The organism is Brevundimonas sp. BR2-1 (assembly GCF_037626195.1).
Classification (GTDB): Bacteria; Pseudomonadota; Alphaproteobacteria; order Caulobacterales; family Caulobacteraceae; genus Brevundimonas.
This window is the reverse complement of the sequence record NZ_JARKMV010000005.1, coordinates 1-13,207: the sequence shown is the minus strand read 5'-3', so window position 1 is coordinate 13,207 and position 13,207 is coordinate 1. Positions and strand designations below refer to the sequence as shown.

General features: G+C 67.7%; 19 protein-coding genes and 1 pseudogene. 4 read left to right on the top strand and 16 right to left on the bottom strand.

Annotated features, from left to right (window positions below):
* Positions 1-6 precede the first annotated feature (6 nt).
* From rpsQ to rpsJ, 11 genes are read right to left on the bottom strand one after another with little or no spacing between them, the layout of a single operon-like run.
* Complete coding sequence (rpsQ, locus tag BrevBR_RS15770; RefSeq protein ID WP_055832150.1) at positions 7-255, bottom strand: 30S ribosomal protein S17; 249 nt, start codon at positions 253-255, stop codon at positions 7-9.
* Between the two features lie 10 nt (positions 256-265).
* On the bottom strand, positions 266-463 hold the full coding sequence (gene rpmC / locus BrevBR_RS15765; RefSeq protein ID WP_055832148.1) for a 50S ribosomal protein L29: 198 nt from the start codon (positions 461-463) through the stop codon (positions 266-268).
* The gene (gene rplP / locus BrevBR_RS15760; protein ID WP_284223197.1) at positions 460-903 is read right to left on the bottom strand and encodes a 50S ribosomal protein L16; all 444 of its coding nucleotides are present in this window, start codon (positions 901-903) and stop codon (positions 460-462) included. The genes rpmC and rplP overlap by 4 nt, the downstream gene beginning before the upstream one ends.
* Before the next feature lie 3 nt (positions 904-906).
* Complete coding sequence (rpsC, locus tag BrevBR_RS15755) at positions 907-1,656, bottom strand: 30S ribosomal protein S3 (protein ID WP_332641467.1); 750 nt, start codon at positions 1,654-1,656, stop codon at positions 907-909.
* Positions 1,656-2,036 (bottom strand): 50S ribosomal protein L22, encoded by a 381-nt coding sequence (rplV, locus tag BrevBR_RS15750; RefSeq protein ID WP_056450358.1) that lies wholly within the window; start codon positions 2,034-2,036, stop codon positions 1,656-1,658. Before rplV ends, rpsC begins: the two co-directional genes overlap by 1 nt.
* A gap of 3 nt (positions 2,037-2,039) precedes the next feature.
* Positions 2,040-2,318: a 30S ribosomal protein S19 gene (rpsS, locus tag BrevBR_RS15745; protein ID WP_055832138.1), complete on the bottom strand. Its 279-nt coding sequence runs from the start codon at positions 2,316-2,318 to the stop codon at positions 2,040-2,042.
* 3 nt (positions 2,319-2,321) lie between these two features.
* Positions 2,322-3,155, bottom strand: coding sequence for a 50S ribosomal protein L2 (gene rplB / locus BrevBR_RS15740; protein ID WP_325741966.1), 834 nt, complete (start codon positions 3,153-3,155; stop codon positions 2,322-2,324).
* Positions 3,156-3,159: 4 nt separating this feature from the next.
* Positions 3,160-3,465: a 50S ribosomal protein L23 gene (locus BrevBR_RS15735; protein WP_168049160.1), complete on the bottom strand. Its 306-nt coding sequence runs from the start codon at positions 3,463-3,465 to the stop codon at positions 3,160-3,162.
* Positions 3,465-4,166 (bottom strand): 50S ribosomal protein L4, encoded by a 702-nt coding sequence (gene rplD / locus BrevBR_RS15730; RefSeq protein WP_332641466.1) that lies wholly within the window; start codon positions 4,164-4,166, stop codon positions 3,465-3,467. Before rplD ends, BrevBR_RS15735 begins: the two co-directional genes overlap by 1 nt.
* A complete protein-coding gene (gene rplC / locus BrevBR_RS15725; RefSeq protein ID WP_332641465.1) occupies positions 4,166-4,927 on the bottom strand; it encodes a 50S ribosomal protein L3 in 762 nt (253 codons plus the stop codon). The genes rplD and rplC overlap by 1 nt, the downstream gene beginning before the upstream one ends.
* Positions 4,928-4,947: 20 nt before the next feature.
* Complete coding sequence (gene rpsJ / locus BrevBR_RS15720; RefSeq protein ID WP_003164367.1) at positions 4,948-5,253, bottom strand: 30S ribosomal protein S10; 306 nt, start codon at positions 5,251-5,253, stop codon at positions 4,948-4,950.
* A gap of 620 nt (positions 5,254-5,873) precedes the next feature.
* Between rpsJ and BrevBR_RS15715 the strand changes: the two genes are divergently transcribed.
* Positions 5,874-6,641, top strand: a complete 768-nt coding sequence (locus BrevBR_RS15715) for an outer membrane protein (RefSeq protein WP_340001571.1) — start codon at positions 5,874-5,876, stop codon at positions 6,639-6,641.
* A gap of 142 nt (positions 6,642-6,783) precedes the next feature.
* Here the strand turns inward: BrevBR_RS15715 and BrevBR_RS15710 are convergent, their stop codons facing one another.
* From BrevBR_RS15710 to BrevBR_RS15695, 4 genes are all read right to left on the bottom strand, one after another.
* Positions 6,784-7,671, bottom strand: a complete 888-nt coding sequence (locus BrevBR_RS15710; protein WP_340001570.1) for a GIN domain-containing protein — start codon at positions 7,669-7,671, stop codon at positions 6,784-6,786.
* A gap of 53 nt (positions 7,672-7,724) precedes the next feature.
* The gene (locus tag BrevBR_RS15705) at positions 7,725-8,582 is read right to left on the bottom strand and encodes a GIN domain-containing protein (protein WP_340001569.1); all 858 of its coding nucleotides are present in this window, start codon (positions 8,580-8,582) and stop codon (positions 7,725-7,727) included.
* 96 nt (positions 8,583-8,678) lie between these two features.
* Positions 8,679-9,587: a cupin-like domain-containing protein gene (locus tag BrevBR_RS15700; RefSeq protein ID WP_340001568.1), complete on the bottom strand. Its 909-nt coding sequence runs from the start codon at positions 9,585-9,587 to the stop codon at positions 8,679-8,681.
* Positions 9,588-9,594: 7 nt separating this feature from the next.
* Complete coding sequence (locus tag BrevBR_RS15695; protein ID WP_340001567.1) at positions 9,595-10,734, bottom strand: GNAT family N-acetyltransferase; 1,140 nt, start codon at positions 10,732-10,734, stop codon at positions 9,595-9,597.
* A 168-nt stretch (positions 10,735-10,902) separates the two neighbouring features.
* On the opposite strand from BrevBR_RS15695, the gene BrevBR_RS15690 reads away from it, so the two are divergent.
* The 3 genes from BrevBR_RS15690 (at position 10,903) to BrevBR_RS15680 (ending at position 12,942) form a co-directional block, all read left to right on the top strand.
* Positions 10,903-11,073 (top strand): hypothetical protein, encoded by a 171-nt coding sequence (locus BrevBR_RS15690; RefSeq protein ID WP_332641459.1) that lies wholly within the window; start codon positions 10,903-10,905, stop codon positions 11,071-11,073.
* Complete coding sequence (locus BrevBR_RS15685) at positions 11,070-11,789, top strand: SGNH/GDSL hydrolase family protein (RefSeq protein WP_340001566.1); 720 nt, start codon at positions 11,070-11,072, stop codon at positions 11,787-11,789. Before BrevBR_RS15690 ends, BrevBR_RS15685 begins: the two co-directional genes overlap by 4 nt.
* A gap of 64 nt (positions 11,790-11,853) precedes the next feature.
* Positions 11,854-12,942: a L,D-transpeptidase family protein gene (locus BrevBR_RS15680; protein ID WP_340001564.1), complete on the top strand. Its 1,089-nt coding sequence runs from the start codon at positions 11,854-11,856 to the stop codon at positions 12,940-12,942.
* A gap of 138 nt (positions 12,943-13,080) precedes the next feature.
* Here the strand turns inward: BrevBR_RS15680 and tuf are convergent.
* Positions 13,081-13,207: pseudogene (tuf, locus tag BrevBR_RS15675) on the bottom strand (elongation factor Tu); the annotation flags it as partial.

Below are 13,207 nucleotides of genomic sequence, written 5' to 3'. Positions count from 1 at the left end.
TCCTTCTTACGAGGCCGAGGCCGAGGAGTCCGACAGGACTTCCCAGCGCTTCAGCTTGGACTTGGGGGCGCACTCGATGATGCGAGCCTGGTCACCGACCTTGAGGGCGTTCGCTTCGTCGTGAGCGTGGTACTTCTTGGACAGGCGCACGATCTTTTTCAGGACCGGGTGCAGCAGCGTGCGTTGGACGACGACGACGACAGTCTTGTCGCCCTTGTCGGAGACGACCACGCCTTCGAGAACTCGTTTGGGCATCTTCGTTTCCTTAACCCGCCGCGCGGTTCGCACGCAGAAGCGTGGAAATACGGGCGATGTCCTTGCGCACTTCCGAAACGCGATGGGTCTTTTCCATCTGGCCGGTAGCGGCCTGGAAGCGCAGGTTGAACTGTTCCTTCTTGAGCTTCAGCAGCTCGTCGGACAGCTGGTCGGGCGTCTGGGCCCGGAGGTCGGCGATCTTGGTCATGCTCCGACGTGCTCCACGTGCGAGACACCGGCGTCGAGGCGGGTGACCACCTTCGTACGGACCGGCAGCTTGGCGGCGCCAAGACGCAGGGCCTCACGGGCGATGTCGTCCGGCACGCCGTCGATTTCAAACAGGATCCGGCCCGGGTGGCAGCGCGCCGCCCAGTGATCCACGGCGCCCTTGCCCTTGCCCATGCGGACTTCGGCGGGCTTGCCCGTGACGGGCAGGTCGGGGAAGACGCGGATCCAGACGCGGCCCTGACGCTTCATCTGGCGGGTGATCGCGCGGCGGGCCGCCTCGATCTGACGCGCGGTGATGCGTTCCGGCTCGACCGTCTTCAGGCCATAGGACCCGAAGTTCAGCGAGAAGCCACCCTTGGCGGCGCCGTGAATGCGGCCCTTGAAGGCCTTGCGGTACTTGGTTTTCTTCGGTTGCAGCATGACTTAGCCCTCACGACCACGGCGGGGACCACGGTCTCCGCGCGGACCGCCACGTTCACGGCCTTCGTTCGACGACGGGCCGGAAGCTTCCTGGGCCCAGCGCTTGTCCTGCGCCATCGGGTCGTGCTCGAGGACTTCGCCTTTGAAGACCCAGACCTTCACACCGATGATGCCGTACGTCGTCCTGGCCTGGATGAAGCCGTAGTCGATGTCGGCGCGCAGGGTGTGCAGCGGCACGCGGCCTTCGCGGTACCATTCCATCCGCGCGATTTCAGCGCCGCCGAGGCGGCCCGAAACGTTGATGCGGACGCCCTTGGCGCCGAGACGCATGGCAGACTGCATCGCGCGCTTCATGGCGCGGCGGAAGGCGATCCGGCGTTCCAGCTGCTGCGCGATGTTCTCGGCGATCAGCTGGGCGTCCGTCTCGGGCTTGCGCACTTCGACGATGTTCAGGTGAACTTCACCCTCGGTGCGCGCCGAGATGTCCTTGCGGAGCTTCTCGATGTCGGCGCCCTTCTTGCCGATCACGACACCCGGACGGGCGGCGTAGATCGTCACGCGGCACTTCTTGTGCGGACGCTCGATGATGATGCGCGACACGCCGGCGGCGTTCAGGCGTTCCTTCAGCCACGTGCGCAGCTTCAGGTCCTGGTGCAGCAGGCTGGCGTATTCGGCGCCGCGGGCGAACCAGCGGCTGTCCCACGTCCGGTTGACGCCGAGGCGCAGACCGATCGGATTGATTTTCTGACCCATCAGGCGGCCTCACCAGCTTCGCGCACCACGATGGTGATCTCCGCGAAAGGTTTCAGGATGCGCGACGAGCGGCCACGAGCGCGGCTCGCGAAACGCTTCATCACCAGGTTCTTGCCCACGAAGGCCTCGGCGACGACCAGGTTGTCGATGTCGAGGTTGTGGTTGTTCTCGGCGTTCGACACGGCCGAATACAGCACCTTGCGGACGTCGGTGGCGATGCGCTTGCGGCTGAATTCCAGCTCGTTCAGCGCCTTCTGCACCGGCAGGCCGCGGATCGACTGGGCGACCAGGTTCAGCTTCTGAGGGCTGATCCGGACGTTCACCAGCTTGGCGCGCGCTTCGGTCGGGGCGACCCGACGGGGATTTTTTGTCTGGGCCATCAGTTACTTCCTTTTGGCCTTCTTGTCCGCCGCGTGCCCGGGGAACGACCGGGTCGGGGAGAACTCGCCGAACTTCATGCCGACCATTTCTTCGGAAACCGACACCGGCACATGCTTGAGGCCGTTGTGGACACCGAAGGTCAGGCCGACAAACTGCGGCAGGATGGTGGAGCGACGCGACCACGTCTTGATCACGTCCTTGCGGCCCGACGACGCTGCCGTCTCGGCCTTCTTCAGCAGATACCCGTCGACAAACGGGCCTTTCCAGGAGGAGCGGGCCATCGGTTAGCGAGCCTTCTTCACGTGGCGGGTACGGATGATGAACTTGTCCGTCGCCTTGTTCTTGCGGGTGCGGGTGCCCTTGGTGTCCTTGCCCCACGGCGTAACCGGGGTGCGACCACCAGAGGTCCGGCCTTCACCACCACCGTGCGGGTGGTCGATCGGGTTCATGGCGACGCCGCGAACGTGCGGACGCCAGCCCATGTGACGGACGCGGCCGGCCTTGCCGAGGTTCTGGTTCATGTGGTCGGGGTTCGAAACCGCGCCCACCGTGGCCATGCAGCCGTCCAGGACCATGCGAAGCTCGCCCGAACCCAGACGGATCTGGGCGTAGCCGGCGTCGCGGCCGACCAGCTGGGCGTAGGCGCCGGCCGAGCGGGCCAGCTGGGCGCCCTTGCCCGGCTTCATTTCGACGTTGTGGATGATCGTGCCGACCGGCACCGAGCGCAGCGGCATCGCATTGCCCGGCTTCACGTCGACCTTTTCACCCGCCACGACCGTGTCGCCCGCCTTCAGGCGTTGCGGCGCGATGATGTAGGCCTTTTCGCCGTCCTCATAGACGATGAGGGCGATGAAGGCGGTCCGGTTCGGATCGTATTCCAGGCGTTCGACCGTCGCCGAGGCGAACTTGCGGCGCTTGAAGTCGATCTTGCGGTACAGCGTCTTGGCGCCGCCGCCGCGGAAGCGGACGGCGATACGACCGCCGGCGCCGCGACCGCCCGACTTGGTCAGGCCTTCGGTCAGCGACTTCTCGGGGCGTCCCTTGTGGAGCTCCGAACGGTCGATCAGCACCAGGGCGCGGCGGCCCGGCGACGTCGGATTGTAGGTTTTCAAGGCCATCTGATCAGAGCCCCGTGGTGACGTCGATCGACTGGCCTTCAGCCAGCGTCACGATCGCTTTTTTGATGTCGACCCGACGGCCCATGATGCCGCGGAAGCGCTTGGTCTTGCCCTTTTGAACCAGGGTGTTGACCTTCAGGACGTTGACCTTGAACAGGCTTTCGACCGCCGCGGCGATCTCGTCCTTGGTCGACGTTCCGGAAACCCGGAACACGACCTTGTTCTGCTCCGACAGGATCGTGGCCTTCTCGGTGATCACCGGAGCCAGGATGGTGTCGTAGTGTTTTGCGGTGGGTTGAGCGCCGGCCATTACGCGGCCTCCTTCTTCGTCTTGGCAGCCGGTTTGGCGGCCTTGGCGGCCTCGGCTTCGCGACGCGACGGGGTGTAGTCGGCGTAGGCAGCCTCGATGGCCTCGACGGCCGCCTTGGTCAGCACCAGCTTGTCCGCGCGCAGGATGTCGTAAACGTTCAGGCCGGCGTTCGGCAGGACGTTGACCATCGGGATGTTGCGGGCGGCCAGACCGAAGTTCGTGTCGACCTCCGGACCGGCGATGATCAGCGTGCGGGTCCAGCCCAGCTTGCCGAGGGTTTCGCGCAGACCGGCGGTCTTGGCGTCCTTCAGCGAGATGCTGTCGACGACGACCAGATCACCGGCGACGACCTTGGAGGACAGCGCATGACGCAGGGCCAGGGCGCGGACCTTCTTGGGCAGCGAGAAGCCGTGGTCGCGAACGACCGGGCCGAAGGCGCGCGAACCACCGACGAACTGCGGGGCGCGACGCGAACCGTGACGGGCGCCGCCGGTTCCCTTCTGCTTGTACATCTTCTTGCCGGTGCGAGAATTCTCGTTCCGGGTCTGGACCTTGTGGGTGCCGGCGCGGCGCTTGGCCAGCTGCCAGTTGACGTAACGGGCCAGGATGTCGCCGCGGATGTCGGTGATGCCGAAAACGGCGTCCGACAGTTCGACGTCACCGGCGGCCTTGCCGTCGAGTTTGATGACCGAGAGTTTCATTACGCTTCACCGCCTTCGGTGGTTTCGACGGCCGGGGCTTCCTCGGCCGGCGTTTCAGCCGGTTGAGCCGCAGCAGCCGAACCGCCCCTGGACTTGACGCCGCCGGGGAACGGGGCGTCGGCCGGACGGGCCTTCTTGATGGCGTCGCGAACCTTGACCCAAGTGCCTTCGTGACCGGGCACGGCGCCCTTGATCAGCAGCAGGCCGCGCTCGACGTCGACGCGGAACACGGTGAGGTTCTGGGTGGTGACGACTTCCGTGCCGTAGTGGCCGGCCATCTTCTTGCCCTTGAACGTCTTGCCCGGATCCTGACGCTGACCGGTCGAACCGTGCGAACGGTGCGAGACCGAGACGCCGTGGGTCGCCCGCAGACCGCCGAAGTTCCAGCGCTTCATGGCGCCGGCGAAGCCCTTGCCGATGGTCTCGGCCTGGACGTCGACCTTCTGGCCGGCGACGAAGTGGTCAGCCGAGAACTCGGAGCCCACGTCCATCATGGCGTCCGCATCGATGCGGAACTCGGTGACATAGGCCTTCGGTTCCACTTCCAGCTTGGCGAAGGATTCGCGCTGAGCCTTGTTGGTGTTCTTGGCCTTCTTGGTGCCAGCGCCCAGCTGGAGAGCGACGTAGCCGTCACGCTCCTGGGTACGTTGGCCGACGACCTGGCAGCCGTCTAGCTGAAGCACAGTGACCGGAACGTGCGCGCCGTCATCGGCGAACACGCGGGTCATGCCCAGCTTCTTGGCGATCACGCCCGTGCGCATCGGATCCCGCCTCTTTCTTATTAAATCTTGATCTCGACATCCACGCCGGCGGACAGGTCGAGCTTCATGAGCGCGTCCACAGTCTGCGGGGTGGGGTCGACGATATCGAGGACACGCTTGTGCGTGCGGATTTCAAACTGCTCGCGCGACTTCTTGTCGACGTGCGGCGAGCGGTTCACGGTGAACTTTTCGATCAGGGTCGGCAGCGGGATCGGACCGCGAACGGTCGCGCCCGTGCGCTTGGCCGTGTTGACGATTTCGCGCGTCGAAAAGTCGAGGACGCGGTGATCGAAGGCCTTGAGCCTGATGCGGATGCTTTGATCCATATCGGTCGTATTTCCCAAGCAGGCGAACCTGCGTCCCTGTGAACCATTTCAAAGACCGGAGGTCTTCAGGCCGAAGCCTTCAGAGTACGCACGTCCGCAAAAACGATCGGCCCACGCAGCGAACCGCGAAGGCCGTTGAAGTCCTGGGTCACTGCAAAGAACAGGTCCGAGGTCGTTCCTGCGAACCGCGTCTGCACCCCAAAAACACGCGGGGTGCACAGCCGGTCCAACAAGAGTGGGGGCTTATGACCGCCGATTCCGATTTGGTCAAGCGGCGAAAACGTGGCGGAGGCTGGGTTTACCCCGTTCCCGCCGAATCCGGCGGCCCGAACCGCCTCACCCTCCTCTTTGCGGTTCGCAAACGGATCGCGCGCCCGGCTCTACGGCGGGCGAAGGGAGCAGAGAGCCCGCTTCACCCCTCGTTCCTGACCCCGGATTCACAGTGCGCCGTTATGCTTACGCTTGTTGGCCGCAGCGTCGCCACAATGCGTGGCCGCAGGGCTACAGACGGCCCAAGCATCTGTTTTGTGACGTCTTTGTAATGGCCACGCCAGCTTTGCCGTTGGTAGCACCGCCGCTCCGCAGCGCGACTCCCCGCGTGCGAGAATGGAAAAACAAGAATGAAGTCTCTCTTCCTCGCCACCGCCGCCGTGGCGGCCTTCGCCGCCGCTCCCGCCCTTGCCCAGGACGGCGTCGGTTCCATCGGCGTAACCTACGCCAACACCGAGGTCGATTTCGCCGGCCTGACCGCCGAAGGTGAAGGCGTGGCGGTGGACGCCGGCTTCGCGGTGCCGGTCGCCGGCGACTGGACCGTCACCCTCGACGGCGCCTTCGCCTACAACCTCGACGGCGCCGCCAATCAGGACGACACCAACGTCAACGGCCGCGTCCACGCCAGCCGCAATTTCGGCGACGTTCGCGTCGGCGCCTTCGCCGGCGGCGCGGAAGTCGGCGACGAGCAGCTGTGGTCGTTCGGCGCTGAAGCCCAGACCCGCCTGAACAAGACCACCCTGACGGGCTCCGTCGCCTATGAGACCATCGAAGGCGCGGACGCCGATATCTGGAGCGTCGGCGCCGACGCCGCCTACTTCATCACGCCGAAATTCCGCGTGAACGGCGGCCTGGGCTGGAGCACCGTCGACGCCGGCGGCCTGGACACGGACGGCTACGCGGCCAACGTCGGCGGCGAATACCAGTTCGCGGACACGGGCATCAGCCTGACGGCCGGCTATACCCACGCCGAGTTCGAGGACTTCGACCTGCAAGCCGACACCGTCATGGTCGGCCTGCGCTTCTCGTTCGGCGGCGACCTGCAGACCCGCGAACGCGCAGGCGCGGACCTGGGCCGCACCGTCGCCGGCATCGGAGCCCTGGCCGGCGCGCTGTAAGCAGCGCCTCGAGCCCCGGACAACAGAGCCCCGGCGGAGTGATCCGCCGGGGCTTTTCGTTGCGCAATGTCTTCAGACAGGAAAAAGGCCCGGAGGGTTCCACGCTCCCGGGCCTTCTCCGTCACGGCGGCTGACAGGGAGGTCAGGCGCCGATGTGAATGTCGCCAAGGCCGGCGACCGAACGGCTGACCGAGCCGGTCGCGCGGGCGATGTTGACGTCTCCGACCCCGGCGAGGGAGACATCCACGTCTCCGGCCACGCCGTCGAAGTCGACATCGCCCACGCCGGCGACATTGATGCTGAGGGTGGGCGCCGTGCCGCCCCGGACCGTCACGTCACCAGCGCCGGCGAGGCTGATCTCCGTCGGCCCGTCTACGCGGGCGACGATCACGTCGCCGGCCCCGGACACCGAGACGTCCAGACCCCGGGTGGCGCCGGCCGTGATCGACCCGGCGCCCGAGATGCTCGCTTCCAGTTCCGACGAAGTTCCGGCGCGGATGTCACCCGAACCCGCAACGGCCAGCGACATGCGGCCGTCGGAGTTGGCGACATTCCAGTCGCCGCAGCCCGAATTGCCGAGCTCGATCGAGGCTGAGCCCCGGCCGATCGATCCGAAGACGGCGCCGGCCGCGTCCACATTCACATTGCGGGGCGTGCGGATGACGATCAGCGGCGCGTCCGCCAGATTGACCCGTCCCACGTTGCGAACCTCGACCGAAGCGCCCTCGCCCGGCGTGCGGGCATTGTCCGGACCGGACCGGCAGTTGCGCAGGCCATCGCCCCGGCCGAACAGGCCGCGACGACCGCCGAGGCCGCCGTCGATGCGGACGTTGGCGCCGTCACGGGTGACCTGCACCGCCGGCAGGCCGGACGAGCCCTGTTCGACCTCCACGGCGATGTCGGCGCGGTCCTCGACGACCACGGCGACGCGGGCCACGGCGTGGCGGATCTCGACCTCGGGGCCGGATTTGGCGAAGGCGGGACCTGCCACGGCGGCGACGGCGATGGCGGATGCGATGATGAGTTTCATGGGGACCTTCCCTCAAAGAGTATGATTGTTGATGCGTCCGGCTGGCCGGCTGATCAGCGGTCGCGGCGGGGCTGGCGCACCGCCTGGCCGGCGATCACGATATTCCCGGAACCCATGACGCTTTGAGAAACGGCGCCGGTCGCGCCGCCGACGTTGATGTCGCCGGAGCCCATGATGTTGGCTTCGATGTTCGTCACCGTGCCGGGGATGTTGATGTCGCCCGACCCCATGATGTTGGCCTCGACCGGACCGTCCACCCGGGCGGCGCTGATGTCGCCGGATCCCATGACGTTGGCCTCCAGCCCGCCCGTCGCGCCGGCTTGGATGTCGCCCGAGCCCATGATGCTGGCTTCCAGCCGGCTGGACGTTCCGGCCCGCATGTCGCCCGACCCCATGATGGACAGGGACATGGTCCCTTCCGTATTGGCGACGGTCCAGTCGCCGCAACCCCCGTTGTTGAGCTCGATCGACGAGGCGTCGCGGCCGACGGCGCCGAAGACGGCTCCACTGTTCACATCGACCTCAACGGCCCGGGGCGTGCGGATAACGATCAGCGGCGCGTCGGCCAGTCTTACGGTTCCGACCCGGCGGACCTCGACCGAGGCCCCTTCGCCCGGCTGGCGGGCGCCGTCGGGGGCCGACTGGCAGTTCCGGATGGCGCTGTTGCCGAACAGGCCGCCTTTCAGACCGCCGTTGATGATGACGTCGCCGCCGCGGCGGCGAACCTGGACCGTCGGGAGGCCCGATGTCCCCTGCTCGATTTCGACGCCGATGTCGGCGCGGTCTTCCACTATGACCACGACGCGCGCGACGGCATGCTCGATCCTGGCGGACGGCCCGTCCTTGGCCGCGACGGGGCCGGCGGCGAGCGCCGCGGCGATGGCGGCGGCGGATACGATGGCGAGTTTCATGACGGCGTTCCCTCCCGGAATGTAACGGGAAGGTGCGACCGGCGAGGCGCCGAGTCAGCTTAAATCGAGGTCATGACGCCATTGTAAGAAAGGCGCTCAGGCCCGCAGCGCGCCCGCGCCGTCGGCCACGCCGATCTCCGGCTCGAAATCGCGCTCGAAATGGGCGATCCGGCTCTTCAGCCCCCCGACCCGCTTCAGCGCCAGCGAGGCGGCCCAGCGGGCGGCCAGTTCGGGGCCCGTCATCCGGTCGGTCATGCGCGGCCGCCCGCCCCGGCTGCGCAGGACGGCGTTGGTATAGAGGGCGCCGTTCCTGAACCGCGACGGCCAGGTCTGGAAGTCCATCGACAGGGAGACGCAGAACCGGTCCAGGTTCTCGACCCGGTGCGGCGCATAGATCGGCCAGGTCAGCGCCTGGCCGGGCTCCAGGTCCATCACCTGGGCGTCGGCCTCGAAGGCCAGGGAATAGGGCAGTTCCTCGGTCGTCTGGCGCGACACGACCTGTTCCATGTCCGCCTCGGCCAGATGGGCCTCGTCGCCCGGATAGACGAAGATCCGCTTGCGGCCGCGCAGGTGAAACAGCACCACCCCCGCCGCGTCGAAATGATACGGCACCCGCGCCTTGGGCGAGGACAGGATCAGCTGGCCGGCGTTGCGCACGGCCCTGAGGCCCGGATAGCCCCCTTGCACCGTGCGGAACTCGGCCATGGCCGCGGCCCACAGCTCGGGCCAGCCGGTCTCGATCTCGCGCAGATTGACCCACAGCCGGCCCTGCTGGATCGCCGCCAGCAGTTCCTCGCCGTTCAGCCGGCCCCTTGCGCCCGTGCGCAGCGAGACCTGACCCGCCTCGTCGTAGTCGTACAGATTGATGTCGAACAGGTCGGCCGGATAGCGGTCCAGCACAGCCGCCAGGGACTCGTCGGAGGCGAAGCCCTGCTCCACCAGGCTGTGCGGATGGACCTCGGCCTGTTTGATCGGACCGGAATAGCGGGTGCGGGCGGCGTTCATGGTTGTCTCAGGCCGGAACGGGTCGGGTCGACGTCTGCCGGGCCTTTGCAAGGGCCGCGCCCGCCGCCTGCATCGCGCCCTTGAGCCGGGCGCCCGGGGTGGTCTCGCAGGCCTCGATCGCCGCCCAGCGCCGCCGCACGCTGGTGCGCAGCCGCTGGCCGCGCCCGCCCAGCACGCCGACAGCCGCCTCGCTGACGGCCGCGCCCAGGCCGGGCTTCAGCACCACGGCCTCGCGCACGATGCGCGCGCCGTTGCAGAAGTATTTCTTGTAGTGCTCGCCCTCGAACCCGAAGTCGAAGGTGCGGTAGCCCAGCTCCGACGCCAGCCGCATGGTGTCCATGCTCAGCAGGATTCCTGGCGAGCAGCGCGCCAGACTGGGCTCATAGCCCGGAAACCAGAAATGATACTGGTCGCCCGCGTGCAGCGAATATTCGATCGCCGTCAGCCGGTCGCCGGCCCACAGGCCCGCCATGGAGGCGCCGAAGCCGTCGCGGTCTTCCCGGAGCAGGGCATGCAGCAGCTCGGCCGTCCAGCCGCAGGCGAAGATGTCGTGGCGCGAGGTGCGGCGGTACTGGTCCCGCTTCAGGTCGATCAGCCAGTCCAGCAGAACAGGATCACGCAGGCCGCGCTCGACCCGCAGGGGTCCCAGTTCGGCCTCCATGCTGCGGCGCGCGCGCTCCTTGTCCTTGAAGAATTTGCCCTGGTTCGCCCGGCGGTCGGCGTACCAGCCTTCATAGCCGCCCTCGCCCAGCTCGACCTGGACCGTGCGGCGGTCTTCGCCCAGACCGGTCTCGCCGACCCAGGCCGTGACGTTCAGCCGGGTTGCGCCCAGCATGGCCGCCACCTCCTCCAGTGACGGGGCCTCGCCCGGGAAGGCGATGACGCCGTGATAGTCGTTCATCGGCGCGGCCAGGGGCTGCGTAGCCCCACCCCGCTTCTGATGCGGGAAAAAGCCGACGGTCCGGCCGCCCCGCGAAAAGACGGCGATCGCGGCGTCCGGGCTGACACGGCCCGCGACCTGGGCGAACTCGGGCCGGAAATAGGGGCTGTTCAGCGCCGGATCGGCCACCAGCATGTCGCGCCACAACGCCCACCGGGTCTCGCCCAGCGCGTCGATCGCGACGATTTCCACCTCAAGCCCAGCCATTCGATCGTCCCGTGGCATTGTCCGTCCGGGACCGCCTCAGCGTGGGAAGATAGACTGCAGCCCGTTTCAGGCCGGTGAGCGTTCATGGTGAACGAATTCTGTGCGGAGCCTTCACCGTGCGGCCGGCGTTGCCAATCCAGCCGCCATCGCCTTTTTCTGGAGCCCACCATGACCGACCCCCGTCGTCCACCCAATCGGGAGACCGAAAACGAAGCCCAGCGCACGCCCGCGCGGGAAGGCCAGCCGCCTCGTCCCGCCACTGAACCAAAAGGCTCGGAAGGATCGTCCAACTCGGGCGAAACCGCCACCGACCCCGCCACCGGAAAGCCCAATCCTTGATCACGGCCGCCGCGCTTTCCCTACTTCTTCTGACCCAGGCCGCGGCGGGGGCCTGCCCGGTCTCCGCCGACCATGTCGTCGCCAACGGCGGTCTGGATGACAGCCGCGCGGCGGTCGCCTCCGGCCGGCTGGTCATACTGGCCATGGGGTCCTCGTCCATCGAGGGGGCGGGCGCCAGCCGCCCGGACCTCGCCTTCGTTCCCCTCCTCGAGGCTGGACTGGAAGGTCGCCTGCCGGGGGTCGAGGTCACTGTCATCAACCGGGGGATCGGCGGCGAGACGGCGAAGGAGACCGCCGACCGACTGGCGCGCGAAATCGCGGCCAACCAGCCCGACCTGGTGATCTGGCAGCTCGGAACCAATGACATGCTGCGCGACCGGCCCATGGACGAAGTCTTCGCCGACTTCCGGCGCGGCCAGGCCGCGCTCGACCGCGCCGGCGTCGATGTCCTGCTGATCGATCCGCAACGTCTGCCCGAAGGCACGGCCAATCCCGCCTTCCGCGGCCGCAATCCGGCGCTGGGAGAAATGGCGCGGCTGATCGATCTGGAGGGCGGCCGCATCGGCTATGCGGTCGTTCGCCGGTTCTCCGCGATGTCGGACTGGTCGGGACTCGAGCGTGGGGGCGTCGGCCCCGACGACCTGCATCTGAATGATGCGGGCTACGCCTGCTGGGCGGAAATCACCGCCGAGGGACTGGCGGCCGCCCTCCGTTGAACAGCGCACGGAACGACAAGGGCTTCCGGGGATTGGGTTCGGACACAGTCGCACCCGGATTCCCATGTCGCTTCGCCTGATCCTCGTCTCCGCCAGCCTCGCCGCCCTCGCCGCCTGCGGCGCGCCCGATCCCGACCAGGCCGATCGGGCTCCGGCATCGCGCCCCGCGCCCGCCCAGGCCGGCGCCCCCGTCCTGACCGTCGCCCAGATCGAGGCGGGCGTGCCGCAGGCTCCGGCGGCTCCCGGAACCGCTGCACCTTCGTCCGCTCCAGCACCCGCGACCGCGGAGACAGGAGCCCCTGCCCCCGCGACGCCGCCCGACGCGGGTCTGGTGCGCCTGCAGATCCTGCTCGACCGAACCCCCTTCTCCCCGGGCATGATCGACGGGCTGGCCGGCGACAACACGCGGCAGGCCATCGCCGCCTACCGCAAGGCCAACAACCTCGGCTCGGGCGACGCCGCCGACGCCGCCCTGCTCCAGCATCTCGCCGCCGCCGATACGGCCCGGGTGATGACGCAATATGTGACGACGGCGGAGGACGTCGCCGGCCCCTTCAGCCCGCCCGCAGCGGGCGAACTGGCCGACATCGCCCGGACCGGAACGAACTTTACCAGCGCGCGCGAACGGCTGGCGGAACGCTTCCATATCACCGAGGCGCTGCTGCAGGGTCTCAACCCCGGCGTCGACTTCCGCCGCGCCGGCCAGACCATCGTCGTCCCGGCCGTGACCGACACGCCGCTGGCCGGCGTCGCCCGGATCGTGGTCGACAAGACCGAGCGCTCGGCCCGCGCCTATGACGCCGCCGGGAAACTGCTGGCCTTCTATCCGGCCACGATCGGCTCCAGGGAGCGGCCGGCCCCCTCCGGCACGGTCACCGTGACCGGCGTCGCGCCCGAGCCGGACTACACCTACGATCCGGAACGGGTCAGCTACGACCGGGGCGACCGGAAGGTCGTTCTGCCCGCGGGCCCGAACAATCCGGTCGGCACGGTGTGGATCGACCTGTCGCGCGACACCTATGGCATCCATGGCTCGCCCGATCCGTCCAAGATCGGCAAGACCGCCTCGAACGGCTGCGTCCGCCTGACCAACTGGGACGCCGAACAGCTGGCCGCCGGGGTCAAACCGGGCGTGGTGGTGCGGTTTATCTAGGGTTCGCGGCTGCTCCTGCCACCCTCCCGTCATCCTCGGTCAAGCCCGGGGATGACGGGGTGAGGAGTTGTTCCGGAAAGCAAAACGGCCCCGGGTTCCCCGGGGCCGCTCGCATTCAGATCGTCAGATCAGCGAGAACTATTCGTTGATCTTGGAGACGACGCCGGCGCCGACGGTGCGGCCGCCTTCGCGGATGGCGAAGCGCAGCTTCTCTTCCATGGCGATCGGGGTGATCAGCTCGACGTTCAGCTCGGCGTTGTCGCCG

Bases quoted from the DNA above. Each gene is read 5' to 3' on its own strand.
- rpsQ (WP_055832150.1), bottom strand. From the start codon at position 255: ATGCCCAAACGAGTTCTCGAAGGCGTGGTCGTCTCCGACAAGGGCGAC.
- rpmC (WP_055832148.1), bottom strand. From the start codon at position 463: ATGACCAAGATCGCCGACCTCCGGGCCCAGACGCCCGACCAGCTGTCC.
- rplP (WP_284223197.1), bottom strand. From the start codon at position 903: ATGCTGCAACCGAAGAAAACCAAGTACCGCAAGGCCTTCAAGGGCCGC.
- rpsC (WP_332641467.1), bottom strand. From the start codon at position 1,656: ATGGGTCAGAAAATCAATCCGATCGGTCTGCGCCTCGGCGTCAACCGG.
- rplV (WP_056450358.1), bottom strand. From the start codon at position 2,036: ATGGCCCAGACAAAAAATCCCCGTCGGGTCGCCCCGACCGAAGCGCGC.
- rpsS (WP_055832138.1), bottom strand. From the start codon at position 2,318: ATGGCCCGCTCCTCCTGGAAAGGCCCGTTTGTCGACGGGTATCTGCTG.
- rplB (WP_325741966.1), bottom strand. From the start codon at position 3,155: ATGGCCTTGAAAACCTACAATCCGACGTCGCCGGGCCGCCGCGCCCTG.
- BrevBR_RS15735 (WP_168049160.1), bottom strand. From the start codon at position 3,465: ATGGCCGGCGCTCAACCCACCGCAAAACACTACGACACCATCCTGGCT.
- rplD (WP_332641466.1), bottom strand. From the start codon at position 4,166: ATGAAACTCTCGGTCATCAAACTCGACGGCAAGGCCGCCGGTGACGTC.
- rplC (WP_332641465.1), bottom strand. From the start codon at position 4,927: ATGCGCACGGGCGTGATCGCCAAGAAGCTGGGCATGACCCGCGTGTTC.
- rpsJ (WP_003164367.1), bottom strand. From the start codon at position 5,253: ATGGATCAAAGCATCCGCATCAGGCTCAAGGCCTTCGATCACCGCGTC.
- BrevBR_RS15715 (WP_340001571.1), top strand. From the start codon at position 5,874: ATGAAGTCTCTCTTCCTCGCCACCGCCGCCGTGGCGGCCTTCGCCGCC.
- BrevBR_RS15710 (WP_340001570.1), bottom strand. From the start codon at position 7,671: ATGAAACTCATCATCGCATCCGCCATCGCCGTCGCCGCCGTGGCAGGT.
- BrevBR_RS15705 (WP_340001569.1), bottom strand. From the start codon at position 8,582: ATGAAACTCGCCATCGTATCCGCCGCCGCCATCGCCGCGGCGCTCGCC.
- BrevBR_RS15700 (WP_340001568.1), bottom strand. From the start codon at position 9,587: ATGAACGCCGCCCGCACCCGCTATTCCGGTCCGATCAAACAGGCCGAG.
- BrevBR_RS15695 (WP_340001567.1), bottom strand. From the start codon at position 10,734: ATGGCTGGGCTTGAGGTGGAAATCGTCGCGATCGACGCGCTGGGCGAG.
- BrevBR_RS15690 (WP_332641459.1), top strand. From the start codon at position 10,903: ATGACCGACCCCCGTCGTCCACCCAATCGGGAGACCGAAAACGAAGCC.
- BrevBR_RS15680 (WP_340001564.1), top strand. From the start codon at position 11,854: ATGTCGCTTCGCCTGATCCTCGTCTCCGCCAGCCTCGCCGCCCTCGCC.